This is a genomic window from Rhizobacter sp. P5_C2 (assembly GCF_054049715.1).
Genome location: NZ_JBFULV010000001.1, coordinates 1 through 26347, shown reverse-complemented (window position 1 = coordinate 26347; position 26347 = coordinate 1). Strand labels below are relative to the sequence as shown.

Sequence of the window (26347 nt, the reverse complement as noted above, 5' to 3'; positions counted from 1 at the left end):
ATCGGGACGAATGAGGAGGGGGCTGCCCGACGGCGAACACGCCGCGGGTCCGGCCACGAGGTCAATCGGGAGGACAACATGAACACAGCGTGGATGCGGGTGGTGGTGTGGGGCGCGGTCGTCGCGTGGGCCCTGGCGGCTTGCGCAGGAGGCTCCGGCAGCGATGCGGACCCGGCCGCCGCCGGCGTGGCGCCGCCCGCCGAATCGCAGGCCCGCGTCGAGCTGCTGGCAGGCGGCCTGGGGGGCAGCGGCTATGTCGACGGGCCGGCGGGGCGTGCGCGCCTGTGTTTTCCTGGCGCGATGACCGAGGGTGCCGACGGCACGCTGTACTTCCTCGATTGCAACGCCGTCCGCGCGCTGTCGCCGGATGGCGGGTTGCGCACCATCGCCGGATCGCGACTCGACGAGACCGGGTGGGTCGACGGACCGGGCCTGCAGGCCCGCTTCTCGAACCCCCGGGGCATCGCGGCCGATGCCGGTGGGGGCGTGTTCGTCGCGGACCTCGGCAACGCGGCGATTCGCCGGATCGCGCCGGGTGGCGACGTCACCACGGTGGCCGGCCACCCCGGCGAGGAGCGCCCGCGCGATGGCGCCGCCGGCGATGCGCGCTTCTGGAACCCGCAGTCGCTGGCGATCGATGCCGACGGTCGCCTGCTGATCGGAGACGGCACCGCGCTGCGGCGCTTGTCGCGCGAAGGGACCGTCGACACCGTCGCCGGATCGATCACGGGGGAGAACGGGAACAGCGACGGCCCGGCAGGGCAGGCACGCTTCGGTGGCCTGTTGTGCGCGTTGGCGTTCGACACGACCGGTGCGCTGTACCTGTCGGACACGTTCTCCGGGACGCTGCGCCGCCTGGCAGACGGGCAGGTGACGACGGTCGTGCCGCCGCCGGCCTTGCAGATGCCGGGTGCGACGAACTTCGGCGGTGCCGGCCAGCTTGTCCCGTGCGGGGTGGCCGTCGATGCGGCCGGTGGCCTTCAGGTGTCGGAGGGCGCATTGTTCAGGCGCCGCAACGGCGACCTGCTGGCGGCCGACGCGGGCAACGCGGTGCTGCGCCGCGTGGCTGCCGACGGGTCGCTCAGCACCTTGCTGGGCCAGCCTGCGCAGGTCGGTGCGGTGGATGGCGCAGCGGGTGCGGCACGCTTCCAGTCGCCGTCCGGCCTGGCCGTCGATCCGGACGGCAATGTCTTCGTCGCCGATTTCTGGAACCACAGCATCCGCAGGATCTCGCCGGCCGGTGTCGTCACCACGGTCGCCGGCAGCGCCGCGGAGTCGGCGCTCGTCGACGGTCCGGTGGCGGTCGCGCGCTTCGAGGCGCCGACCGGTGTCGCGATCGACGCGGCCCGCAACCTGTATGTCACCGACATGCTGTCGTCGGTGGTGCGCAGGATCACGCCGCAGGGCATGGTGTCGACGCTGGCCGGCAGCCGCGCGGTGCAGGGCGGCGCCGACGGAACGGGTGCCGCGGCGTCGTTTTTCCAGCCGCGTGCGCCGGCGGTCGATGCGGCCGGCTCCGTGCTCGTGTTGCAGGGCGGTGCGGTGCGGCGCATTTCGCCGCAGGGCGTCGTCACCACCTGGGTCGGTCGCTTCGATGCCCAGGGCAGTGCGGACGGCATCGGCACGGCGGCGCGCTTCACGGTGCCGGGCGGTATGGCGGTCGACGCGGCGGGCAACGTGTTCGTCGCCGACAGCGGCAACCACAGCATCCGCAAGATCACGCCGGCCGGCGTCGTCACGACCTTCGCTGGCAGCCCCGGCGTGCCGGGTCATCTCGACGGCCGGGGGGCGGCGGCGCGCTTTCGCTGGCCGACCTTGATGACGTTCGATGCCGACGGCACCCTGTATGTCGCGGACACCGACAACAGCGTGGTGCGGCGCATCACGCCGCAAGGCGAGGTCAGCACCGTGGCGGGGGTCGGCAGCACTCGGGCTGTCGCGCTCGGCGAACGCGGCCTGCTGAACCGGCCCAACGGCCTGGGCGTGCTGCCCGGCCTGCCGCGGCGGCTGGTGCTGAGCGACGAGAACGCCGTCCTCGTCGTGACGCCGCGCTGAGTTTCAGTCTCTCGGCGGCACGATGAACGACCCCGGCCGCTGCCACAGCCGCCGGCGGATCGCGCGGTAGATGCGGCTGCGGTCGGTGAGGCGGATGCCGCGCGAGCGCAGTGCCACCTTGAACGCGAGGAAGAAGCTCACCGCGAGGTTCAGCCCGCCGGTCACCGCGATGCCGGCCAGGCACCACCAGAACGGCGCCTGGTGCAGGATGTCGAAGCCGAGCGCGCCGACCGCCGCGGCGAGCTGGCCGGTCGACAGCGTCACGTGCCGCACCTCGATCGGCAGTGCGAAGAAGCTCGCGACCGCCGGCACCAGCCCCAGCATCAGGCCCAGCGAGATGTTCGCGGTCAGCCCCGAGATGTTGTTGCGCCAGTAGACCGACCAGCGCTGCGCGCGCGCCGTGCCGAGCCGCGCGACGATGCGCGGGTTCCATGCGATCGCGCTGTCGAGCCGGTGCCAGACGAACCAGTTCTCGACCCAGCCGGCGATGATCGAGCTGAGGAACAGCAGCACGCCGGTGAAGGCCGCGTACAGCGGCGTCGGGCCGAGCAGCGACAGCGTGTCCAGCACGTGCTGCGCGTCCTTCGCGCCGATCAGCGGCGCGCCGAACGCGGCCGTCCATGCGAACTGCGCCGTCAGCACCAGCGGCATCACCAGCGCCAGGTTGCCGAGGATGCCGGCCGCCTGCGAGCGGATCAGGTGCGCGACCTCGTCGACGAAGCCCTCGACCGCCGCGTCGTTCGACACGTCGTCGAGCCTGGCCGCCATCGCCGGCGCGGTCATCGCCGGCTGCTTGGTCGCCACCGTCCAGTGCATCAGGTGGATCAGCACGAAGCTGCCGGCGTAGTTGACGCCCGCGAAGAAGCCGGCCCAGAAGGTCGACAGCCCGAGCGCCAGCACGAAGAACTTCATGAAGGTGGTGCCGGCCAGCACCGCGCCGCCGCCGGCCGCGGCGCGCAGCATCTGCCGGTATTCGCTGCGGTCGCGGGTGATGTAGTGCTCGCCGGTCTCGGCGCTGCGCTCGGCCACCTTGCGCGCGAGCAGCGAGTAATGCCGCGCGAACAGCGCGCGGATGCTGCGCCGCTCTTCGGCGGTGCGCACCAGCGCGGCGGTCAGCCGCATGATGTCGCGGCCGGGTTCCGGGCTCAGCACGCAGATCAGCAGGTCCTCGATGCGCTGCGTGCGCTCGCGCAGCTGCTCGACGGCGAACACCACATCGACCGAGACGCCGTGGTCCTCGAGGTGCAGGTGCACGCTGTCGGCGCAGCGCCGGCAGGTGTCGAGCAGCGCGCGCAGGTACTGCGCCTCGCGCAGCAGCGCCGGCGTGTCGCCGCCTTCGGCGTGCGCACGGATCTGCTCGGCCACCAGCGCGAGCTGGCGGAACGGCTGCGACACCAGCAGCTCGGGGCTCATGCGCTGGCGCACCGTCGGCGAGAAGCCGGTCGCGCGGACCGCGCTCGCGAGGAAGGTGATCGCATCGAGGAACGGCGCGCGCCAGTTCGGCCCGCCGGCGCTCGCTGCGGCGGCCGGCGCAAGCAGCGCGGTCAGGCGTTCGAGCGTCGGGTCGTCGAGCGCCTCCATCCACAGCGCGTCGCTCGACTGCGGGAACAGCAGGCCGAACAGCTCGGCCAGGTCGGTCGTGGCCGGCGTGCCGGGCAGCAGCCGCAGGCGCAGCCGCTGGCCGAACTCGCCGGACAGGTCGCGGCGCGGCGAGAAGCCGAAATCGGCCAGCAGCGCCGCGACGTCCACCTCACGCCAGAAGCGCGCGAGCAGCGCCGCGATCTCGGCCTGGTGCTCGGGGTGGCGCTCCAGCACGTTCAGCAGGTGGCGCAGGCGCAGCAGCGGCATCGGCGTGGCAGCAGGGGCCGGCTCGGCCGCGGGCGGGCCGTCGGCCGGCAGCGTCGCATGGCGCAGCCATTCGAGCAGGCGGATCAGCCACAGGTGGCGTTCGGGCAGCGAAGCCGACGCATCGGCCGCGTTCAGCAGCGCGCTCAGGTCCCACGGGCCCGGCCGGGCCTTCCCTTGCACCTTCGACGGCGCCTTCTTCCGACCGAACATCGCGGCGACCGTCAGTGCAGGGTCGACGCGAGCGACAGGCTGAACTCCGGCACCGGCGCGTCGAAGGGCGTCGCGTCTTCGGTCATGCAGAAGAAGGTGCCGCGCATGCTGCCTTGCGGCGTGGCCAGCCGCGTCCAGCTGGTGTATTCGTGGCTGTCGCCCGGCTGCAGCAGCGGCTGCTGGCCGACGACGCCCAGGCCGCGCACCTCTTCGACGCGCCCCTGGCCGTCGGTGATCAGCCAGTGCCGCGCGATCAGCTGCGCCGGGATGTCGCCGCTGTTGCGGATCGTGATCGTGTAGGCGAAGGCGTAGTGGCCGGTGGCGGGGTTCGATTGCTCGGGCAGGTGACGCACGGCGACCGAGCAGGTGAATTCAGGATGGGCCATGGGCCATTCTAGGAGCCGCACCATGGCAGCTTCGTGGCCCGCCTAAAATCCCGGCCTTCCGCGACACCTGCCGGCCGTCTCGCAGCCGCACCGCATGACCACCTACCGCATCGCCCCCAGCATCCTGTCGGCCGACCTGGCCCGCCTCGGCGAGGAGGTGCGCAACGTCATCGCCGCCGGCGCCGACTGGATCCACTTCGACGTGATGGACAACCATTACGTGCCGAACCTGACCTTCGGTCCGATGATCTGCGAAGCCGTCCGAAAGCACGCGGTGCGGCCCGACGGCAGCCCGGTGCCGCTCGACGTGCACCTGATGGTGCAGCCGGTCGACCCGCTCGCGCTGGCCTTCTGCAAGGCCGGCGCCACCACCGTCACCTTCCACCCCGACGCCAGCACGCACGTCGACCGCACGATCCAGCTGATCCAGGCCGAGGGCTGCAAGGCCGGCCTGGTGTTCAACCCGGCGATGCCGCTGTCGGTGCTCGAGTACGTGATCGACAAGATCGACCAGGTGCTGATCATGAGCGTGAACCCGGGCTTCGGCGGCCAGAGCTTCATCCCGATGGCGCTGAAGAAGATCGAGCAGGCGCGCCGCCTGATCGACGCGAGCGGGCGCGACATCCGGCTCGAGGTCGACGGCGGCATCAAGATCGACAACATCCGCCGCGTCGCCGAAGCCGGGGCCGACACCTTCGTCGCCGGCAGCGCGATCTTCGGCCACGCCGACTACCGGGCGGTCATCGATGCGATGCGCCAGGAACTCCAGGCGGCCTGAATCAGAGCGTCGCGACCCAACACGGTGCTTTGTTCGGGGAAACAATCGAAAACCCCGTGGATTCTTCTGGCCTGACGGTGGTATTTTCCGTCCTCGATAATCACGCCAAGCCAGCACCGGGGCCTGTTCGACGCGGCCCATCAACCAGCAGCCTGAAAACGTAACCTGTTGTCAGGAAAGCGGTTTTCCGGGTTTTTCCTCGGGTTTTGCCCAGATTGACGAGTGGTATTACTGGTACTAAACTGGTACCTAACGGGTCGTTTTGTGCCATGTACTTGTGCAGGCACGCTGCTTGCCTAAGCCGCTCAGGCCCTCTCATCTGCACAGGAGTTCGCGACCGATGAATTTTTCGCAGCGACAACGCGATCCCCGACGTCACATCGTCGGGATCGGCTTTGTCATTTTGTTTCACGCGGCGATCGTGTATGCGCTGCTGACCGGGCTGGCCAAGAAGGTGGTCGACGTGGTTCGCGCGCCGATCGAGACGAAGGTGATCGAGGAGATCAAGAAGCCGCCGCCGCCGCCGGAGGTGGTGGTRCCGCCGCCGCCGAAGCTCGAAGCCCCGCCGCCGCCGTTCATTCCGCCGCCGGAGGTGCAGGTGGCGGTGCCGCCGCCGGTGCAGCCGACGATCACCGCGAGCACGCCGGTGCCKCCGCCCGCCGCGCCGATGGCGCCTGTTGCTCCGCCGGCYGCGGCRCCCGCGCCGGCAGCGCCGCCCGCRCCGGTGTCGGCCGCGGTGGTGTGCTCGAACTTCTCGACGGTGATGGGCGACTCGGTGTTCCCGCGCGAYGCGATTCGCCAGGGCATCGAGAAGGGCGAGGCGCTGATCCAGTTCACGCTGAGCGCCAGCGGCGAGATCAAGGATGTGAAGGTGCTGAAGTCGACGCACCCGATCTTTGCGCGCAACAGCATGCGCCTGGTCAGCGAATACAAGTGCCAGGGCCAGGGCAAGGACGTGCTGGTGCAGGTGCCGTTCGGCTACAAGATGGAATGAGCCCGGCCGTCATCACGCTCGACTGACTTCATTGATTCATCGGGTCGCAGCCCTTACCCGGGGCGATGGACTCGAACTTAATTTCTCTAGAGATTGGAAACACCATGTCTTTGTTTTCCCTGCGTTCGCTGACCACGGCCCTCAGCCTTGCCATCGCCGCCACGGTGTTCGTGGCCCCTCAAGTCGTGCACGCCCAGGCGTCGGCGCCGGCCGCTGAAGCGCCGGCCGCGCCGGCCCCCGCTGCCGCCCCGGTGGCGGTGCCGGGCGCGGTCACGAAGGAGTCGGTGGACAACCCGTACGGCCTGAGCGCACTGTGGGCGCAGGGCGACTTCGTCGCGCGCGGCACGCTGATCATCCTGGTGATCATGAGCATGGGCAGCTGGTACATCCTGGTGACCAAGCTGTTCGAGAGCTTCAAGATCAGCGGCGAGGCCCGTGCGGCACGCAAGAGCTTCTTCAAGTCGGCGAGCCTGAACGACGGCGTCGCGACGCTGAAGGACGGCAGCGCGTTCCGCTTCATCGCCGAGACGGCGATCGAGGCCGGCGACCACCACGAGGGCGAGCTGACGGCCAACATCGACCGCAAYACCTGGGTCGGYGTGAGCGTGCAGCGCGCGATCGACAACGTGCAAAGCCGCCTGCAGGACGGCCTGGCCTTCCTCGCGACGGTGGGTTCGACGGCGCCGTTCGTGGGCCTGTTCGGCACGGTGTGGGGCATCTATCACGCGCTGACGGCGATCGGCATTGCCGGCCAGGCGTCGATCGACAAGGTGGCGGGCCCGGTGGGCGAGGCGCTGATCATGACGGCGATCGGCCTGGCGGTCGCGGTGCCGGCGGTGCTGGGCTACAACTGGCTGGTGCGGCGCAACAAGGTGACGATGGAGTCGGTGCGCAGCTTCGGGGCGGACCTGCACGGCGTGCTGCTGGGCAGCCGCTCGACGCTGCGCGGCGGCAGCCGCTGATCGCGGAATCACTCCTGAGCCAAAAGGAGAGATGCGATGGCAATGAACGTGGGTAGTGGTGGCGACGGGGACGACGACGAGGTCGTCTCCAGCATCAACACGACGCCGCTGGTGGACGTGATGCTGGTGCTGCTGATCATCTTCCTGATCACGGTGCCGGTGGTGACGCAGACGGCGCCGGTGAGCCTGCCGAAGGAGACGAACATCGCGCGGGTGACGAAGCCGGAGAACATCGAGATCTCGGTGACGAAGGACGGCGACGTGTTCTGGAACGCGCAGGCGGTGGCGGACAACAACGCGCTGGTGGAGCGGCTGAAGAAGGTGTCGGTGCTGACGCCGCAGCCGGAGATCCACATCCGCGGGGATGAGAAGAGCCGCTACGAGTCGGTGGGCCGGGTGGTGTTCGCGTGCCAGCGCGCGGGCATCCAGAAGATCTCGTTCGTGACCGAGCCGCCGCCGCGCGGCTAGAGCACAGCAGCAAAGTCGGACCCAAGAAAGAAGGACCCAAGACATGGGAATGAACGTAGGCTCCGGCGGCGGCAGTGGCGACCCCGACGTGATGGTGGAGATGAACACGACGCCGCTGATCGACGTGATGCTGGTGCTGCTGATCATGCTGATCATCACGATCCCGATCCAGCTGCACTCGGTGAACCTGAACATGCCGACGGGCAGCCCGCCGCCGCCGTTGCGCGACCCGGTGGTGGTGACGATCGACATCGACTTCGACGGCACGATCCTGTGGAACGGTGAGGTGGTGCCCGACCGCACGGTGCTGGAGACGAAGCTGGCCGCGACGGCGGCGATCGCCGATCAGCCCGAGGTGCACATCCGCCCGAACAAGCTGGTGGAGTACAAGTCAGTGGCGATGGTGCTGGCGAGCGCGCAGCGGCTCGGCGTGGCCAAGCTGGGCATGGTGGGCAACGAGCAGTTCATCAAGTGAGCATGGCCATGATGTTGAAACCCCTGGTGGCCGCGCTCGTGTTGGGTGCTGCACTCGGCGCGAACGCGCAAGACGCGGTGCGCCCGGACGTGGGCAAGCCGCTGCAAGCCGCAGGCGACCTGATCAAGGCCGGCAAGTACAAGGAGGCGCTCGCCAAGGTGCGCGACGCCGACGCGGTGCCGAACAAGAACGCGAGCGAGAGCTACACGATCGAGCGCATGCGCATCGCCGCGGCCTCGGGCGCGGGCGATGCGGAGACGGCGGGTAAATCGTTCGAGGCGCTGGCGGCCACCGGCAAGCTGGCGCAGGCCGACAAGCTGCGCATGCTCGAATCGCTGGCCGGCACGGCCTACCGCGCCAAGGACTACCCGAAGACGATGCAGTGGGGCCAGCGCTACTTCAAGGAAGGCGGCACCAGCGGCACGGTGCGCACGCTGCTGATCCAGAGCCAGTACCTGGGCGGCGACTTTGCCGGCGCGGCGCGCGAGCTGCAGGTGGAGATCAACGCGTCGGAGAAGGCCGGCCAAGCGCCGGCCGAGGACCGGCTCAAGCTGCTGGCGAATGCGACGCAGCGCATGAACGACACCAACGCGTACGTGTGGGCGGTCGAGAAGCTGGTGACCTACTACCCGCAGAAGCAGTACTGGACGGACCTGCTGGGGCGGCTGCAGCGCAAGCCGAACTTCAGCGACCGGCTGGCGCTGGACACCTACCGGCTGAGCTTGGCGACGGGTGCGACGAGCGCGGCGGCCGACTACATGGAGATGGTGCAGCTGGCGGTGCAGGCGGGCAGCCTGAACGAGGCGCAGCAGGCGATGGACAAGGGGTTCGCTGCGGGCGTGCTGGGCGTGGGCCCGGAGGCCGAGCGGCACAAGCGGCTGAAGGACCTGGTGGCCAAGCGGCTGGCCGAGGCGAAGGCCGGGCAGGCGCAGGCACTGACCGAGGCGAAGGCGGCCAAGGACGGCGGCGAGCTGCTGGCGATCGGGCTGGACCAGGTCTACGGCGGGCAGGCGAAACCAGGGCTGGAGCTGATGCAGCAGGGGATCGCGAAGGGCACGAAGCGGCCGGATGACGCGAAGCTGCACCTGGCGATCGCGCAGCTGGTGGCGGGGGACCACGCGAAGTCGGCGGCGACCTTCAGGACCGTGCAGGGCAATGACGGCACGGCCGACCTGGCCCGGCTGTGGGCCTTGTTCGCGCGCAAGAAGTAGAAGCAGCCCGGATTGGCGCGCTTGCCAATCCGGACTGAACTGGTATCGTGAAGCCTGATCGCCCTGCAACGGGGCGATCCTCCCGACTTGGTGCGCACCCTGCGCCATCCTGCAAACGCTTGTAAGCAGTTGAATTCAAACGGGAAATCACCACTCTAAGACAACTCTAATACCAATTGACTATTTGGTATTGCTGGTACTAAACTGGTTTCATCGCGGGCATCGATGCCCGTCCATGAACAACGTGCCAGAGAGCAGTCGATGATCGAATACCTGATCGGCGTGGATGGAGGGGGGACCGGCACCCGGGCCCTCGTCGCGCGCCGTGCCGGGCCGGTGCTGGGGCAGGGCGAAGCCGGGCCGTCGGCGCTGGGCCAGGGCATCGAGCCGGCGTGGCAGCAGATCGAACTGGCGATCGCCCGCGCCTTCGATGCCGCCGCCGTCGCGCGGCCGGCCTTCGCGCAGTGCGCCCTCGGCGCCGGCTTGTCCGGCATGAGCAATGCGCCGTGGCGCGATGCCTTCCTGGCGCAGAACCCTGGCTATGCAACGCTGCTCGGCGAGACCGACGGCTTCGCGATGCTGGTCGGCGCCCATGAAGGCCGCCCCGGCGCGCTGCTCGCGGCCGGCACCGGCAGCATCGGCGAGGTGTGGCGGGCCGACGGCACGCGCGCCAGCGTCGGCGGCTGGGGCTTCCCGGTCGGCGACGAAGGCAGCGGCGCGTGGCTCGGCTTGCGCGCGATGCGCATCGCGCAGTGTGCGATGGACGGCCGCCTGCCGGCCGGTGCGCTGGCGCGCCGCGTCTGGGCCCAATGCGGTGAAGACGCCGAGACCTTGCAGGCCTGGTGCGGCCGCGCCGGCCAGTTCGCGTATGCACAACTCGCACCGGCCGTGTTCGACACCGAAGACAGCGACCCGGCGTCCGCGCGATTGCTCGCCCGTGCCGTGGCCGAACTCGAAGCCATCGCCCGCGCGCTCGACCCCGCCGGTGAACTCCCGCTCGCGGTGCTCGGCAGCGTCGGCCAGCGCCTGTCGCCCCGCCTGTCCCCTGCGCTGCTCGCGCGATGCGTGGCCGTCGCCGACGGCCCGGCCGCCGGCGCGTTGACCCTGATCCGACGCGAGGTCGAGACCGACCGATGAAGAAACCCTTGTTCGATTTCAAGCCCGACGCGCGCGACAGCTCGCCGCTGTACGTGCAGCTGGCCCGCAAGCTGGGGCAGGCGATCCGCGACGGCCGCTACCAGGCCGACGAGGCGCTGCCGTCCGAGCGCGTGCTGTCGGAGTCGCTCGACGTGTCGCGCGTGACCGCGCGCAAGGCCATCGACCAGCTGGTCGAGCAGGGCCTGATCGTGCGCCGCCGCGGCTCGGGCAACTACATCGCGCCGCGCATCGAGCAGCCGCTGTCGCGCCTGACGAGCTTCTCCGAAGAGCTGCACCAGCGCGGCTACACGCCGAGCTCGCAGTGGCTCGAACGCAGCATCACCGCGGCCGTGCCCGATGAGCAACTGAGCCTGGGCCTGTCGCCCGGCGCGCGCGTCGCGCGGCTCGAGCGGCTGCGCCTGGCCGACGAGGTCGTGATGGCCTACGAGGTCAGCGTGCTGCCGCAAAGCGTGCTGCCGCAGCCCGAGCTGGTCAACGGCTCGCTGTACGAATACCTGACCAGCACACGCCAGGCCCCGGTGCGCGCGCTGCAGCACATCCGCGCGCTGAATGCGCAGCCGCGGCTGGCCGAGCAGCTCGGCGTGCCGGTCGGGCAGGCGGTGCTGTTCATCACCCGGATCGGCTACCTGGAATCCGGCCAAGCGGTCGAGCTGACCCATTCCTATTGCCGAAGCGACTACTACGACTTCGTGGCCGAAATGAGAAGAGAAGCATGAGCACCCACCTTGAAGGCAAGGTCCTCACCCCGCAAGGTTTCGTGAACGGCCGCATCGAGTTCGGCGCCGACGGCCGCATCGCGCGCATCGAGGGCACGCCGATCGACGTGCGCAAGGTGCGCGACAGCGCGGCCCCGATCGTGCTGCCCGGCTTCATCGACCTGCACGTGCACGGCGGTGGCGGGCACGACATCATGGAAGGCGGCGATTCGGCCGCCCGCGTGTCCGAGCTGCATGCGCGCCACGGCACCACCGCGTTGCTCGCGACGACGATGACCGCGCCGATGAGCGACCTCGAGGTCGCCTTCGCCGGCCTCAAGTCGGTGTGCGCGAGCCGCAGCCCGAAGGGCGCGCGCGTGTTGGGCGTGCACCTCGAGGGGCCGTACATCAACGGCGGCAAGCTCGGCGCGCAGCCGAACTTCGCGCGCCCGGTGCAGACCGCCGAGCTGGCGCGGCTGAACGAGCTGGCGCCGATCCGGCTGATCACGCTGGCGCCCGAGATCGCCGGCAACATGGACCTGATCGAGTCGCTGTGCGCCGCGGGCTTCCGCGTGCAGCTCGGCCACACGCTGGGCAGCTACGAAGACGGCGTCGAGGCGCTCAAGCGCGGTGCCGGCGGCTTCACGCACCTGTTCAACGCGATGAGCGGGCTGCACCACCGCGAGCCCGGCATGGTCGGCGCAGCGCTCGCGCACGCCAAGTACGCCGAGATCATTCCGGACCTGCTGCATGCGCACAAGGGCGCGATCCGCGTCGCGCTGCGCGCCATCCCGCACCTCTACTGCGTCACCGATTCGACCGCCGCCGCCGGCATGCCCGACGGCGACTACCGGCTCGGCCGCCACAAGGTCACCAAGTGCCTCGGCGGCGTGCGGCTGGCCGACGGCACGCTGGCCGGATCGACCCTCACCATGGACCAGGCGCTGCGCAACCTGGTCAACGAGCTGGACATGGACCTGATCGACGCCTCGCGCCGCGTCTCCACCCATGCGGCCGACTACCTCGGCGCCTCGGACCGCGGACGCCTGTCCGCCGGCGCCTGGGCCGATGCCGTCGTGCTCGACCGCGACCTCACTGTTTCGGACGTCTATGTTGAAGGAAGCTCGATTGAACTCGCGCATGCTGGCTGAGGCCCGCGAAGCCCCCTCTGCCGTCGCACGGCAACTGGCCGAGAACGACCAGGCCTACAGCGACTTCGGTGCGCTGCTGCGCAGCAAGCCGCCGGGCTCGGTGCTGACCGTCGCGCGCGGCAGCTCCGACCATGCGGCGCATTTCATGGCCTACCTGATCATGGCCCGCATGGGCCGGCTGGTGACCTCGCTGCCGATGTCGCTGATCACGCTGTACCAGTCGCAGATCCAGTGCGACGGGCTGGCCGCGATGGCGTTCTCGCAATCGGGGCAGAGCCCGGACCTGGTTGCGCCGATGCGCTACTTCACCGATGGAGGTGCCTGCACCGCGGCCTTCGTCAACGACCCGGAGTCGCCGCTCGCGAAGGCCTCGCAGTGGGTGTTCCCGCTGCATGCCGGTGCCGAGACCAGCGTTGCGGCGACCAAGAGCTTCATCACGCAGATGGTGGCCGGCGCGCGCACCGTGGCGGCCTGGCAGGACGACCTGGTGCTGCAGGCCGCGCTGTCGGCGCTGCCGGGCGTGCTGTCGCGCGCCGCGCATGCCGACTGGACGCCGGCGGTCGATGCGCTGGTCGGCGTGGACAAGCTGTTCGTGATCGGCCGCGGCACCGGCCTGCCGGTCGCGCTGGAAGCGGCGCTGAAGTTCAAGGAGACCTGCGCGATCCAGGCCGAAGCGTTCTCGGGGGCCGAGGTCAAGCACGGCCCGATGGCGCTGATCGACGAAGGCTACCCGCTGCTGATCTTCGCGCCGCGCGGCCCGGCCCAGGCCGGCCTGCTGGCGCTGGCCGACGAGATGCGTGCGCGCGGCGCCAAGGTGCTGCTGGCGGCGCCCGGCGGCACGCCGCACGCGAACCTGCCGATCGTCGAGACCGCGTCGATCGAGCTCGACCCGATCTCGGTCGTGCAGAGCTTCTATCCGATGGTCGAGGCGCTGGCGCGTGCGCGCGGCTTCGATCCCGACAAACCGAAGTTCCTGGCCAAGGTGACGAGGACGCAATGAGCACGGTGTTCTACCCGGGGCAGTTGGTGATGGTGAACATCCAGGGCAAGACGCTGGATGCCACTACCGCGGAGTTCCTGCGCGAGCACCACGTCCGCGCGGTCTGCCTGTTCCGCTGGAACCTCGGCACCGAGGCCGAGGTGCGCCAGCTCACCGCCGACCTGCGCGAGGTGATGGGCGCGCATGCGCTGATCGGCATCGACCAGGAAGGCGGCTCGGTGGTGCGCTCGACCTTCCTGCCGCAGGCGCCGGCCGCGATGGCGCTGGGTGCCGCGGCCGACGAGGCGATGGCCGAGGAGGTCGGCGCGGCCGTCGCGCGCGGCCTCGCGAGCCTGGGCATCAACTGGAACTTCGCGCCGGTGCTCGACGTGAACAACAACCCGGCCAACCCGGTGATCGCCGAGCGCAGCTTCTCGGAAGACCCGCTGGCGGTGACGAAGCTCGCCGGGGCCTGGATGCGCGGCTCGCTGCGCGAGGGCGTGGCCTGCTGCGTGAAGCACTTCCCGGGGCATGGCGACACGCACGTCGACTCGCACCGCGACCTGCCCGAGGTGAACAAGTCGCTGTCGCAGCTGGAGGCATTGGAGTTCGTGCCGTTCCGCGCGCTGCGCGGCGAGGCGCCGGCGATGATGACGGCGCACATCGTCTACCCGCAGCTCGATGCCGAGCACCCGGCCACGCTGTCGCGCCGCGTGCTGGGCACGCTGCTGCGCGAGAGCTGGGGCTACGACGGCGTCGTGATCACCGACTCGCTGGTGATGAAGGCCATCCACGACCGCTACGGCCACGACCGCGCCGCGGTGCTCGCGCTGCAGGCCGGGGCCGACATGGTGATGGCGCTCGGCTCGCAGGAGGAGCAGCTGGCCGCGATCCGCGCGATCCAGCGCGCGCAGGCGAGCGGCGACCTGAGCGCCGCGCAGCTGCACACCGCGAACGCGCGGCTCGACAAGCTGGCGGCCCGCTACCCGGTGCGCCACAAGGACTACACGCCGGCGCAGCACGAGCGCGACGACGACCTGATGCACCGCGCCTGGGCCGCCGGCCTGACGACGCGCGGCACGCCGCCGGTGCTGCGCCGCGACCACCGGCTGCGCGTGTTCACGCAGCGCGCGGTGCCGAGCGACGGCGTGTCGGAAGCCGGCCTGCCGGGCGTGCAGGTGGCCGACCTGTTCGGCGGCTTCGCGAGCGTCGACATGGTCGAGCTCGAAACGCTGGCCGAGCTCGACTGGTCGACGATCCCGCGCGACGGGCGCCTGAACGTCATCGTCTCGAATCACCGTGACCGCTACGACGCGCGCGCCAAGGCCTGGCGCGCCGACCTGCACGTCGTGCTGTGGAACCCGTACCAGGCGCTGGACATCCCGGCGCCGGCCGTCATCACCTGGGGCTATGCCACTGGGGCGCTGGTCGCGCTGCGCGACTGGCTCGAACGCCGCACCACCGCACCCGGGCGCTCGCCGGTGCGGCTGGACACCCGTCGCTGATCGTCACCGAAGTTCCTGGAGTCCTCCCGCATGTCCACCGCCACGAAGGCTTCGCCGATCCGCTGGGTGCCGAGCCTCTACCTCGCGCAGGGGCTGCCGTTCTTCGCGGTCAACGTGATCGCGCAGCAGATGCTGATCAGCATGCAGGTGCCCAACGAGCAGATCACGCGCTGGCTCGGCGTGCTGAGCCTGGCCTGGGGCATCAAGTGGCTGTGGAGTCCGTTCCTCGAGCTCGCGCCGAGCAAGAAATCGGTGGTGATCGTGTTCCAGCTGGTCGGTGCTGCCGGGCTCGCGCTGACCGCGATCGCGCTGCACCTGCCGGCGTTCTTCGTGATCGCGATCGCGGCGCTGTCGTTGGTGTCGCTCGCGTCGGCCACGCACGATGTGTGCTCCGACGGGCTCTACATCGCGAGCCTCGACAACAAGGCGCAGGCCGAGTACGCCGGCTGGCAGGGCGCGTTCTTCAACGTCGCGCGCTTCGTGTCGGCGGGGGGCTTGTTGATCCTGGCTGGCTCGCTCGAGACATCGATCGGCGTGCCGGGGGCCTGGACCGTGATCTTCCTGATGCTGGCCGGCGCGATGGTGCTGCTCGGGCTCTACAACGCCTGGGCGCTGCCCGGCACGCGCAATGTGCCGGCCGATGCCGGCTCGGCCGCCGACGTGAGCCGCACGCTGTGGCACGTGATCCAGGACTTCCTGCGCAAGCCCGGCATCTGGCTCGCGATCCTCTTCATCATCCTGTTCCGCGCGAGCGAGGGGCAGATCCAGACCATCGGGCCGATCTTCCTGCGCGCCGCGCGCGACCTGGGCGGGCTCGGCCTCACGACCGACCAGGTCGGCTGGGCCTACGGCACGGCCGGCACCATCGCGTTCATTGCCGGCAGCATCGTCGGCGGCTACTTCGCGGCGTGGCTGGGGCTGAAGCGCGCGATGGTGTGGCTGATCCTCGCGATGAACCTGCCGAGCGTCGCGTTCGTGTTCCTCAGCACCGCGATGCCGACGAACTTCGGCGTGATCGCCGCCGCGCTGAGCCTGGAGATGTTTGGCTACGGCTTCGGCTTCGTCGGCGTGATCCTGTACCTGATGCAGGTGGTGTCGGTGGGCCGCTACCAGACGGCGCACTACGCGATCGGCTCGGGCGTGATGGGGCTGGGCATGAGCCTGTTCCGCACCATCAGCGGCGACATCCAGGTGGCGCTCGGCTACCAGAACTTCTTCCTGTGGGGCCTCGCGTGCGCGGTGCCGGTGCTGATCCTCGCGCGCTTCGTGCCGCTGGAATCGAAGCCGGTCGAGCCTGCCGCGCCGGCGCAGGTCGCGGAGGCCTGACACGCGATGACGATGCGCCGCCTGCCACTTGCATGCGTCATCGCCGGCTCGTTGCTGGCGGTGGTGGGGTGCGCGGTCGCGCCTGCGTCGTCGCCGGGCGCCGGCGTGTTCTTCGACGACTTCAGCCAGCCGAACGTGGCGGCGTTGGCCGCCGGCGGCTGGACGGTGCGCGACAAGCGCGGCCACCCCGGCATCGAAGGCGCGGGCTGGGGCGCCGGTGCGCTGTCATTGGTCGACGACCCGGCGCAGCGCGGCAACCGCCTGCTGCGGCTGACGGCCCGCACCGACGGCACGCCGGCGGGCACGACGCAGGCCCAGCTGTGCCACGCCCGCAAATACCTGGCAGGCACCTACGCCGCGCGCATCCGCTTCAGCGATGCGCCGGTGCAGGGGCCGGACGGCGACGTGCTGGTGCAGACCTTCTACACCGTGAGTCCGCTGCGCTTCGCCTACGACCCGCAGTACAGCGAGATCGACTGGGAGTACCTGCCGAACGGCGGCTGGGGCGATGCGCGCACGCGGCTCTACGGCGTGACTTGGCAGACGGTGCGCCTCGACCCGTGGGATGCGTACAACCAGCCGCTGCAGCACTTCGCGGCGCTGGGTCCCTCAGGCGGCGGCTGGCACGTGCTGATGATGCAGGTGGCCGACGGCAAGAGCCGCTTCTTCCTCGACGGCCGGCAGCTCGACGAGCACGGCGGGCGCAACCACCCGGTGGTGCCGATGGCGATCGCCTTCAGCCAGTGGTTCGTGCCGGCGGGCCAACTGGCCGGTGTCTCGGCACCACGTGCGTATGAAGAGGATGTCGACTGGGTTTACCACGCACGCAACCGCGTGATGACGCCCGCCGAGGTGGAGCAGGCGGTGCAGGCGTTGCGCCGCACCGGGCAGACCGCCATCGACACCGTGCCGGCGGCCGAGCCGCCGCTCACCTCCACCTGCGACTTCTGAGGTCACGCCGTGCAGCCCGCGCCCATTCCGATGAACGCACGCCGCACGGAACTGCTTCCGGCTTCAGCCGGCGTTCAGCTCGGCGACGAAGTCGTACATGTCGCCGCGGTAGAAGCTCTGCGAGAGCTCGATCGCCCGGCCGTCGCGCAGGTAGCCCAGGCGTTCGACCAGCAAGCCCGCATCGCCGACGTTCGCCTCCAGCAGCCGCGCCTGCTCGGCGTTCAGCAGCAGCGCCCTCAGCCGCTGCAGCGCGCGCACCGGGCGGTTGCCCTGCTGCTCGAGCGCCGCGTACAGCGAATCGCCGACCGCCTCGAGCGAGGGCAGGCAGCTCGCCACCACGGTCGCGATCTCGATCGCCATCGGCGCGTCGTCGGCATAGCGCAGGCGGTTGAAGCGGTAGACCTGCGCGCCGGGGCTCAGCGCGAGTTTCAGCGCTTCTTCGGGCATCACCGTGCCCGACGAGCGCTTCAGCCACACGCTGTGCGGGCGGCTGCCGCGGGCGCGCATGTCCTCGGAGAACGAGGTCAGCTTCGCAAAATTCTTCTCGACGCGCGACGACACGAAGTTGCCCGACCCCTGGCGGCGCACCAGCCAGCCTTCTTCGGCCAGCCCCTCGATCGCGCGGCGCACCGTGATGCGCGAGACCGCGAAATCCTCGGCGAGCTGGCGCTCGGAGGGCAGTGCGTCGTCGGGCCCCAGCACGCGGCGCTCGATGGCCTCGCGCACCGCACGCTGCAGCTGTTGGTACAGCGGCAGGCTGTGATTCGGGTCCAGCGGCTTCAGCACCTGGGCCAATGTGGTCATGCAAACCCCTTTTGTTTTGTCCGGCCGACAGGCCGGGTTGCGGCGATCTCTCAAGGGCAGATGGGGATCGACCATACCAATTCAATACAAGAGGTCCGAAAGGACCGCACGAATGACAGTTTGGGTGGCCGCCAGACCGCACTTTACATCAGTGGTTACCCCGCTGTTGCAGGCGCCGGACGCTATTGCAATCGTGTGAAATTGGTAGCATAGTGGCCTCTAGTGGTAGCTTACTGGTACTAGAACTGGCATCAAAAGCGTCACGGTTCTCGGGGGAAGGAGCTGCAGTCCACTTCCCAGGTGGTCTGCAGATGAGGTCCCAGGTTTCCTAACAGGCCGAATCAGTTTCGGCGGCCCATTAACCCAGGCAACAGAGGCAGACATGAAAGCTAAAAGGACTCCCATCGCATCCGCGGTCGCGCTTGCTCTGATGAGCGCGATGACCGCAGCCCATGCGCAGGACGCGGCCGCGCCGGCGGCAGCAGCCGCGTCGGCACCGCAACCGGCGCAAGCCGCATCGGCACCGGTGGCGACCGAGAAGCCGGTGGAAACCGCAGCCCCTGGGAAGAATGCCCAGAACCTGGAGGCGGTGACGATCACCGGCATCCGCGGCTCGATGCAGAAGTCCTTGAACGTCAAGCGCAATGCGGACACCAACATCGAGGTGATCAGCGCCGAAGACATCGGCAAGATGCCTGACAAGAACGTGGCCGACTCGCTGCAGCGCATCCCGGGCGTCAACATCAGCTCGGCCGGTGCCAATGAAGGCGGCTTCGACGAGAACGACCGCGTCAGCATGCGCGGCACCAACCCGAGCCTGACGCAGACGCTGATCAACGGCCACAACGTGGCGTCGGGCGACTGGTTCGTGCTGAACCAGGCCGGCAGCGTGGGCCGCAGCGTCAGCTACACGCTGATGCCGTCGGAGCTCGTCGAAAGGGTGGAGGTCCACAAGTCGCCGCAGGCGAGCCTGGTCGAAGGCGGCGTCGCCGGTTCGGTGGACATCATCACGCGCAAGCCGCTCGACTTCAAGAAGTCGTTCACCGCCGAAGCCTCGCTCGGCGCGGTGTACGCCGCCCAGCCGAAGGAGACCGATCCGCAGTTCAGCGGCCTGATCAACTTCAAGAACGACGCCAACAGCTTCGGCCTGATGGTGCAGGCCTTCTCCGAGACCCGCCACCTGCGCCGCGATGGCCAGGAGCTGCTGGGCTACGAGCAGATCGCACCGGGCAGCAAGATCGCGCTGTCGAACCCGGACCTCGCCAACGTCTGGTACCCGACGATGATCGGCTCGGCGCTGTTCGAACAGAAGCGCGAGCGCAAAGGCGGCCTGATCGACGCGCAGATGAAGCTGACGAACGACTTCGAGGTCGACCTGCAGGGCTTCCTGTCGACCATGAAGGCGGCGAACTACAACCGCAACTACCTGCTGTGGAACACGCACTTCATCAACAAGGGGGCGGGCCAGGCGCCCGACCCGGGCTACGTTATCCGCAACGGCACGCTGGTGAACGCGAGCTTCGCCCCGGTGGCCGGCACGACCTATGGCGTGTACGACATGATCGATCGTCCGGACGCGAAGGCCGATTCGAAGTACGTGTCGCTGGACACCACCTACCGCGCCACTGATGCGCTGACCTTCAAGACCAAGGCGGGCGTGTCGCGCGGCAACGGCGAGACGCCGACGCAGAACGTGGCCGAGTTCAACACCGGCAACGGCGCGGGTGCGTCCTACGGCCTGAACGGCAAGAACAACGCGGCCGACTGGATGCTCGGCGGCTCGAACGTCGGTCCGTTCCCGTCGGCTCCGCCGGCCACCTCGTTCGGCTGGATTTTCGGCGACCAGAACACGCACGTGAAGGACAAGGAGAACTGGCTGCAACTGGACGGCGAGTACGCGATGGACGCGGGCGTGCTGTCGGCGCTGAAGTTCGGCGGTCGCTATTCGACGCATGAACGCTCGTCGAGCGGGGTGCTCGGTCAGGGGCCGCATTGCTCGGACGGCAGCAACTTCGACTGGGGCGCCGCCGATCCGCTGGCGTACTTCTGCACGAAGGTCGATCCCGCTAATCCGACGGGCCCGAAGCTGTCCAACGGGGGTGCATCGCCCTACAACCCGGCGAACCTCCCGTCCGGCCCCTACGGCTTCTACCCGGGTAACTTCGCCGGTGGCCTGGGCGGCAACTTCCCGCGCAACATCGGCTACATGACGCCGGACCAGCTCGCCGCCTACAACGCCACCTACGGTAACCGCAACCCGGCCACGCGTGAAGACTGGAACAGCGAGTTCGGCCTGAAGGAGTCGAGCAGCGCGCTCTACCTGCAGGGCAACCTGGAAGGCAAGGGCTGGAGCGGCAATGTCGGCTTGCGCGTCGTACGCACGCAGGAAGAGGCGCTCAACTACATCGGCACGACGGTGACGGATCCGAGCGCAAGGTACTCCGACTTCGGCTACTTCACGACGGTCACCGTCAAGAACAGCTACACCGACCTGCTGCCCAGCGCGAACCTGAAGCTGGACCTGCAGAAGGACCTGGTCGCGCGCTTCGGCATCTCGCGCACGATGACGCGCCCCGACTACTCTGCGCTGGCCGGCGCGGTCTCGCTGTCGCCGCCTGCGGTAGCCGGCGGCGAAGGTTCCGGCTCGGGCAGCAACCCGAACCTGAAGCCGGTGCGCTCGACCAACCTCGATGCATCGCTGCAGTGGTACTTCGCTCCGCGATCGCTGCTGTCGGCCGGCGTGTTCTACATGGACCTGACCAACTACATCGGCTACGGCCGGGTCACCCGGAACTACCTGACCTTCGACGCGAACAACCCGCAGGGCGCGATGGTGCCCTACGTGCTGACGGTGCCGGTCAACAGCTCGGGCCATGTGAGCGGGATCGAGCTGGCGTACGAACAGCCGGTGTTCACCAACTTCGGCGTGTCGGCGAACTACACCTACGCCGACGGCAAGGAAGCCGGTGGCGGACCGCTGGTCGGGACTTCGCGCGAGACCTACAACCTGGGGGCGTACTTCGAGAACGACACCTTCAACGCGCGCGTCTCGTACAGCTACCGCTCGGCGTTCTTCAGCGGGCTGGACCGTGCGACGGCCTTCTCGCAGGATGCGGTGTCGTCGGTGTCGGCTTCGCTCGGCTACCGCGTCAACGACAACCTGAGCTTCACGCTGGACGGGCAGAACCTGAACAACCCGACGCTGCGTTACTACGCGTTGAACGAAGACCAGCCGCGTTCGAGCTACCAGAGTGGTCGCCAGTACTACCTGAACGCGCGCGTGAAGTTCTGACCTGCTGAAAACCGACCGTGCCGCTCGACGGCACGGCGACAACACGTTCGTTGGGAGCGTTGGGGCGGACTCGAAACGGTCCGCCCCTTCTTCTTTGCCGCGGCGCTTACACCCCGCCACATCCCCGCACCGTTGTTTCGGGTTTGCCTCTATCATCAAACACCTCATCTGCATTAATCTCACCTCTTGGAATCGGTTCCAAGTGGCCTGAAGAGCAACTACAGCCGTCAAATCCCGCCGCACACAAAACCACCGCGCCGGTTCCTCATGCGGCGGGCGCAGCCACTGCGCCCGTGAATTCCGCCGGCCCTCGAGGCCGGCCTTTGACGGAGATCGACATGTTGACTTCAACAGGGATGCACCACGTCCCCCGCCCGCGCGCGACCCGCGCCGGAGCGTGGGTGACGCTCTTCTTGTGGGCTTGCACCGCGCTGCTCGCGGCCATCGCCCTTCCGGCCCGCGCGGCCGACTACACCCAGGGCGTCGCCGTCTCGGGCAGCACCGCGACCATCTGGTTCAAGTCCAGCGTCGCGACGACCTGGGTCGACACCCACTACACCGTCAACGGTGGCGGCCAGCAGAACGTGCGCATGACCTTCTCCAGCGCCAACGCGCGCTGGGAGCAGGCCGTCGGCAACGCGGCGCAGGGCACCGTGCTCGGCTATTCGTTTACCTACAACAACGGCAACCCGGCGTATGACACGCCGGCGTTCAGCTACACCGTGGGCGGCACGACCCCGCCGGTCGACCCGGTTCCCACCGGCATCGCCTGCTTCTACGAGAACGCCAACTACGCCGGCGCGGTGACCTGCGCCGACGCCGACAGCAGCTGGGTCGGCGGCACGTGGAACGACCGCTTCACATCGGTGAAGGTGCGCGCCGGCTACAAGGTGCAGCTCTTCAACGACATCAACTACGGTGGCGGCTCGGTCACGCTGACAGGCGACACGCCGAACCTCGGCACGGTCGGCTTCAACGACCTGGCCTCGTCGTTCAAGATCACGACCAACGGCACGACGCTCCCGACCTCGGACACGCCGGACTTCGGGCCGAACGTCTCGATCTTCGAGCCGTCGACGCCGATCGACACCATCCGCACCAAGGTCAACAGCGCCTTCGACTCGATGAACAAGAGCTCGACCGCGCAGTTCGGCGGCCAGCGCTTCACCTTCCTGTTCAAGCCGGGCACCTACAACGACCTGTGGATCAACCTCGGCTTCTACACGACGGTGGCCGGCCTCGGCCAGAACCCGGACGACGTGCGCTTCCAGAACGGCGCGCTCAACGTCGACAGCGGCTGGAACCTCGGCGACGAGAAGAACGCGACGCAGAACTTCTGGCGCTCCGCCGAGAACCTGTCGATCGTGCCGAACGGCGGCACCAACCGCTGGGCCGTCTCGCAGGCCGCACCGATGCGACGCATCCACGTGCTGGGCAACATGACGCTGGGTCCGTCGAACATGGACGGCGGCCAGGGCTATGCCAGCGGCGGCTACATCGCCGACAGCAAGATCGACGGCCAGATCAGCTCCGGCTCGCAGCAGCAGTGGTACACGCGTGACAGCAACCTCGGCAGCTGGACCGGCGGCGTCTGGAACATGGTGTTCTCCGGCGTGCCGGGCGGCCCGGCCGCGACCACCTTCCCGCAGCCGGTGTACACGGTGCTGCCGACCACGCCGTTCTCGCGTGACAAGCCCTACCTGTACATCGACGGCGCCGGCAAGTACCGCGTGTTCGTGCCGTCGCTGCGCACCAATGCGTCCGGCGCGAGCTGGGCCAACGGCGCGACGGCGGGCAGCTCGATCCCGATGAGCCAGTTCTACGTGGCCAAGCCGGGCGACAGCGCCGCGACGCTGAACCAGGCGCTGACGCAGGGCCTGAACCTGTTCTTCACGCCGGGCACCTACCAGCTGAACGACACGATCCGCATCACGCGGGCCAACACCGTGGTGCTGGGCCTGGGCTTCCCGGCCCTGGTGCCGACCGGCGGCGTGGTGCCGATGAGCGTGGCCGACGTCGACGGCGTCAAGGTCGCCGGCCTGCTGTTCGATGCCGGCACCGTGAACAGCCAATCGCTGCTGACGGTCGGCCCGACGGGTGCCGCGAACAACCACGCGGCCAACCCGATCAGCATCCACGACATCTTCTTCCGCATCGGCGGCGCGGTGTCGGGCAAGGCGAGCAACAGCCTGATCGTGAACAGCCACAACACGATCGTCGACCACATCTGGGCCTGGCGCGCCGACCACGGCATCGCCGCGACCGGCTGGGGCATCAACACCGCCGACACCGGCGTGGTCGTGAACGGCAACGACGTGCTGGCCACCGGCCTGTTCGTCGAGCACTACCAGAAGTACGAAGTGATCTGGAACGGCCAGAACGGCAAGACGATCTTCTTCCAGAACGAGTTCCCGTACGACCCGCCGAGCCAGGCCACCTGGCGCAGCGACGCACTGGGCTATGCCGCGTACAAGGTGGCCGACTCGGTGACGACGCACGAGCTGTGGGGCGGCGGTGCGTACTGCTTCTTCAACATCAACCCGCAGATCCACGCCGGTCACGGCTTCGAGGTTCCGGCCACGCCGGGCGTCAAGCTGCACAGCGTGATGACGGTCTCGCTGGGCGGCGTCGGCGTGATCGACCACGTGGTCAACAACACCGGCGGCCCGGCACAAGGCGTGTCGACGATCCCGGTCAACGTGATCAACTTCCCGTGATGCACCGGCCCGGGTTCGCGCCCGGGCCGTGACCTGTTCTGACGACTGTTCCGACGACGGCCCGCCGCTGCAAAGCGCCGGGCCGTTCTTCATGCGGGCCGGCCCGCGTCTCGCACGAATGCGCGACGCGTGTTGCCGCGACCACGCATGCGCTGCCAGTTCAGTGCGACTGGTGGCGCCTGCCCGCTGCGCCTACCTTTGCACCAGCTCGTTGAGCATCTGCATGGCGCAGAAGGAGGCACAGCATGGGCAACATGAACGAAGGCCGTTTCGAGTTCGAGAATGAACTGCACGAAGCGGAACTCGAGGCGGCCGGCGAGTCCGGCGAAGGCGAGGGCATCCTCGGCGCGATCGGCAACGCGCTCGGAGGCCTGTTCGGCGAGCAGGAGCTCGAACACGAGCTCGGCGAGCTGCACGAGTCCGGCGAGTTCGGCGAGCTGCATGAGTTCGGCGAACAGCACGAACAGCACGAGCTGGGCGAACAGCATGAGTTCGGCGAGCACAACGAGTTCGGCGAGAGCCATGAATTCGGCGAGTCGCATGAGTTCGGCGAAACCGGCGAGCAGTTCTTCGGGCGCATCAAGCGCTTCGTCAAGAAGGCGTTGCCGGCGATCTCGCCGCTGCTGAAGATCGCCGCGCCGATGCTGGGCACCGCGATCGGCGGTCCGCTCGGCGGCATGCTCGGCAAGGCCGCCGGCTCGCTGCTCGGCGAAGAGGAGTACGAGCAGCACGAATGGGAAGAAGAATACGAGCAGCACGAGTACGAGCAGCACGAGGCCTCGCACGAGGTGGCGCAGGAGATCGCGCACCACGAGACCTCGTTGCACGAGGCCTATGCCGAGATGCTGGCCGAGGCCGCTGCGCACGAGCAGGGCGAAGGCCAGGCCGAGGCGATGGCCGGCGCGGCGGTCGTCAGCGTGATCTCCGCGGCGGACCGGCGCGCGCTGCGCCGCATCCTGCCGCACCTGGTGCGCGGCGCGGCCATCCTCACGCGCATCCTGCGGCGCCGACCGATCACGCGTCCGCTGGTGCGCACCGTGCCGACCATCATGCGCCGCACCGTGCGCAGCCTGAAGCAGCAGGCCGCCGCCGGCCGGCCGGTCACGCGGCGCAGCGCGGCGCGCACCGCGGTCACGCAGCTGCGGCGCGTGCTGGGCAACCCGTCGGCCTGCGCCGCGGCCCTGCGCAACAACGTGGTCGTCAGCCGACGCGTCGCCGGCCCGCGCCGGGCCGCCCGCTGAGCCGCCCACATCCATCGACCGACACGACGCACGCTGCGGAGGCACGACATGGTTGCACCGATGAGCCAACACGAATGGGAAGCGCTGGGCGAAGCCGAGGCCGCCTTCGCGCCCGAGGGCGAGTGGGAAGGTGAATGGGAAGGTGAATGGGAGGGCGAACTCGAAGGCCACGAAAGCGGCGAGCAGTTCCTCGGCAGCATCGCCAACTGGGCGCGCCAGGCGGCCCAGCCCGGCAGCTGGCAGCGCAAGGCCGCGATCGCGGCGGCACGCGCCGCGCTGCCGAAAGCCGGCACCTGGGTCGGCGGGCGTGTCGGCGGCCCGTTCGGCGACATGCTCGGCAGCGCGCTGGGCGCGGCCGGTGTCAGCCTGCTGCCCGATCGCGAATGGGAGGCCTCGTTCGCCGCCGAGATGGAAGGCGAGGGCGAGTGGGAGTCCCAGCACGAGCTCAATCCGGTGCGCAAGGTCTACATCGACGCGATGCTCGAGCACATGGGCCACGAGGCCGCGCATGCCGAGACCGAGGAGGAGGCGGTGGAAGGCTTCCTGCCGCTGATCCCGATGCTGGCCGCCAAGCTGCTGCCGCTGGCCGCCAAGGTGCTGCCGAAGGTGGCCGGCAAGGTGCTGCCGCGGCTGGCGCGGGTCGTGACCCGCGTGTCGCCGCAGATCAGCCGCGGCATCTCCGACATCACGCGCCAGCTGTTCCGCAACCGCCGCACGCGGGCCATGGTGCGTGCGGTGCCGAGCATCGCGCAGCGCACGATGCGGCGCATCGCGCACCAGGCGGCCACCGGCCGCCGCGTGACGCCGCAGGCGGCGCAGCGCGTGCTGGCGCAGCAGACCTACCAGGTGCTGTCGCAGCCGGCCGCCACGCGCCGCGCGATGCAGCGCCATGCCGGGCTGGATGCCGGCTACCACGGCGCGACCGGCATACCGGCCGCCGCGACGGGCGCGGCGGGTGCGGCGTCGCCGGTGGTCGGCCGCTGCCACGCCTGTGGCGGGGCGGTGGCACGCCGCCGTCCGAACGGCTCCTACATGCGCCTGCGCTGCAACTGCGTGGCCTGAGGACGCGACACACCATGGACCTCTCGTTCGACACGCCGGTGCGCGAGGCGCAGGGCGCGGCCGACGCCGCCCCGGCTGC

21 protein-coding genes are annotated in these 26347 nt (G+C 69.2%); 18 read left to right on the top strand and 3 right to left on the bottom strand.

From position 1 onward, the window contains the following. The first annotated feature begins 78 nt into the window (after positions 1 to 78). The gene (locus ACXJLU_RS00105; protein ID WP_457328516.1) at positions 79 to 2055 is read left to right on the top strand and encodes an NHL domain-containing protein; all 1977 of its coding nucleotides are present in this window, start codon (positions 79 to 81) and stop codon (positions 2053 to 2055) included. A 3-nt stretch (positions 2056 to 2058) separates the two neighbouring features. Here the strand turns inward: ACXJLU_RS00105 and ACXJLU_RS00100 are convergent, their stop codons facing one another. Next, positions 2059 to 4113, bottom strand: a complete 2055-nt coding sequence (locus tag ACXJLU_RS00100; protein WP_457328515.1) for a site-specific recombinase — start codon at positions 4111 to 4113, stop codon at positions 2059 to 2061. An 11-nt stretch (positions 4114 to 4124) separates the two neighbouring features. Beyond that, a complete protein-coding gene (gene apaG, locus ACXJLU_RS00095) occupies positions 4125 to 4499 on the bottom strand; it encodes a Co2+/Mg2+ efflux protein ApaG (protein ID WP_073469357.1) in 375 nt (124 codons plus the stop codon). 94 nt (positions 4500 to 4593) lie between these two features. On the opposite strand from apaG, the gene rpe reads away from it, so the two are divergent. The 13 genes from rpe (at position 4594) to ACXJLU_RS00030 (ending at position 17152) form a co-directional block, all read left to right on the top strand. Then, on the top strand, positions 4594 to 5277 hold the full coding sequence (rpe, locus tag ACXJLU_RS00090; RefSeq protein ID WP_457328514.1) for a ribulose-phosphate 3-epimerase: 684 nt from the start codon (positions 4594 to 4596) through the stop codon (positions 5275 to 5277). A gap of 340 nt (positions 5278 to 5617) precedes the next feature. Next, a complete protein-coding gene (locus ACXJLU_RS00085) occupies positions 5618 to 6271 on the top strand; it encodes an energy transducer TonB (protein ID WP_457328513.1) in 654 nt (217 codons plus the stop codon). A 104-nt stretch (positions 6272 to 6375) separates the two neighbouring features. Next, on the top strand, positions 6376 to 7233 hold the full coding sequence (locus ACXJLU_RS00080; protein ID WP_457328512.1) for a MotA/TolQ/ExbB proton channel family protein: 858 nt from the start codon (positions 6376 to 6378) through the stop codon (positions 7231 to 7233). A gap of 36 nt (positions 7234 to 7269) precedes the next feature. Beyond that, positions 7270 to 7701 (top strand): ExbD/TolR family protein, encoded by a 432-nt coding sequence (locus ACXJLU_RS00075; RefSeq protein WP_457328511.1) that lies wholly within the window; start codon positions 7270 to 7272, stop codon positions 7699 to 7701. A gap of 43 nt (positions 7702 to 7744) precedes the next feature. Beyond that, positions 7745 to 8176 (top strand): ExbD/TolR family protein, encoded by a 432-nt coding sequence (locus tag ACXJLU_RS00070; RefSeq protein ID WP_457328510.1) that lies wholly within the window; start codon positions 7745 to 7747, stop codon positions 8174 to 8176. Positions 8177 to 8184: 8 nt separating this feature from the next. After that, positions 8185 to 9387: a tetratricopeptide repeat protein gene (locus ACXJLU_RS00065; protein WP_457328509.1), complete on the top strand. Its 1203-nt coding sequence runs from the start codon at positions 8185 to 8187 to the stop codon at positions 9385 to 9387. A 261-nt stretch (positions 9388 to 9648) separates the two neighbouring features. Beyond that, positions 9649 to 10524: a glucosamine kinase nucleotide-binding domain-containing protein gene (locus tag ACXJLU_RS00060; protein ID WP_457328508.1), complete on the top strand. Its 876-nt coding sequence runs from the start codon at positions 9649 to 9651 to the stop codon at positions 10522 to 10524. After that, entirely contained in the window at positions 10521 to 11261 is a 741-nt protein-coding gene (locus ACXJLU_RS00055) for a GntR family transcriptional regulator (RefSeq protein WP_073467580.1), read from the top strand. The genes ACXJLU_RS00060 and ACXJLU_RS00055 overlap by 4 nt, the downstream gene beginning before the upstream one ends. After that, positions 11258 to 12391 (top strand): N-acetylglucosamine-6-phosphate deacetylase, encoded by a 1134-nt coding sequence (gene nagA / locus ACXJLU_RS00050; RefSeq protein ID WP_073467579.1) that lies wholly within the window; start codon positions 11258 to 11260, stop codon positions 12389 to 12391. Before ACXJLU_RS00055 ends, nagA begins: the two co-directional genes overlap by 4 nt. Then, positions 12381 to 13391, top strand: a complete 1011-nt coding sequence (locus ACXJLU_RS00045; protein ID WP_457328506.1) for an SIS domain-containing protein — start codon at positions 12381 to 12383, stop codon at positions 13389 to 13391. Before nagA ends, ACXJLU_RS00045 begins: the two co-directional genes overlap by 11 nt. Then, positions 13388 to 14875: a beta-N-acetylhexosaminidase gene (nagZ, locus tag ACXJLU_RS00040; RefSeq protein WP_457328505.1), complete on the top strand. Its 1488-nt coding sequence runs from the start codon at positions 13388 to 13390 to the stop codon at positions 14873 to 14875. Before ACXJLU_RS00045 ends, nagZ begins: the two co-directional genes overlap by 4 nt. 30 nt (positions 14876 to 14905) lie before the next feature. After that, the gene (locus ACXJLU_RS00035) at positions 14906 to 16201 is read left to right on the top strand and encodes an MFS transporter (RefSeq protein WP_457328504.1); all 1296 of its coding nucleotides are present in this window, start codon (positions 14906 to 14908) and stop codon (positions 16199 to 16201) included. Between the two features lie 6 nt (positions 16202 to 16207). Beyond that, positions 16208 to 17152, top strand: a complete 945-nt coding sequence (locus ACXJLU_RS00030; protein WP_457328503.1) for a glycoside hydrolase family 16 protein — start codon at positions 16208 to 16210, stop codon at positions 17150 to 17152. Between the two features lie 63 nt (positions 17153 to 17215). On the opposite strand, the gene ACXJLU_RS00025 is transcribed toward ACXJLU_RS00030, so the two are convergent. Next, positions 17216 to 17956, bottom strand: a complete 741-nt coding sequence (locus ACXJLU_RS00025) for a GntR family transcriptional regulator (protein WP_073467574.1) — start codon at positions 17954 to 17956, stop codon at positions 17216 to 17218. Positions 17957 to 18386: 430 nt separating this feature from the next. Here ACXJLU_RS00025 and ACXJLU_RS00020 point away from each other — a divergent pair, with 430 nt between their 5' ends. The 4 genes from ACXJLU_RS00020 to ACXJLU_RS00005 all read left to right on the top strand — a co-directional run bounded on the left by ACXJLU_RS00020 (position 18387) and on the right by ACXJLU_RS00005 (position 26268). Next, on the top strand, positions 18387 to 21248 hold the full coding sequence (locus ACXJLU_RS00020; protein ID WP_457328502.1) for a TonB-dependent receptor: 2862 nt from the start codon (positions 18387 to 18389) through the stop codon (positions 21246 to 21248). A 401-nt stretch (positions 21249 to 21649) separates the two neighbouring features. Continuing rightward, a complete protein-coding gene (locus ACXJLU_RS00015; RefSeq protein WP_457328501.1) occupies positions 21650 to 23965 on the top strand; it encodes a peptidase inhibitor family I36 protein in 2316 nt (771 codons plus the stop codon). Between the two features lie 245 nt (positions 23966 to 24210). Continuing rightward, positions 24211 to 25206 (top strand): hypothetical protein, encoded by a 996-nt coding sequence (locus ACXJLU_RS00010; protein WP_457328500.1) that lies wholly within the window; start codon positions 24211 to 24213, stop codon positions 25204 to 25206. A 60-nt stretch (positions 25207 to 25266) separates the two neighbouring features. Beyond that, positions 25267 to 26268 (top strand): hypothetical protein, encoded by a 1002-nt coding sequence (locus ACXJLU_RS00005; RefSeq protein WP_457328499.1) that lies wholly within the window; start codon positions 25267 to 25269, stop codon positions 26266 to 26268. Positions 26269 to 26347: the final 79 nt, after the last annotated feature.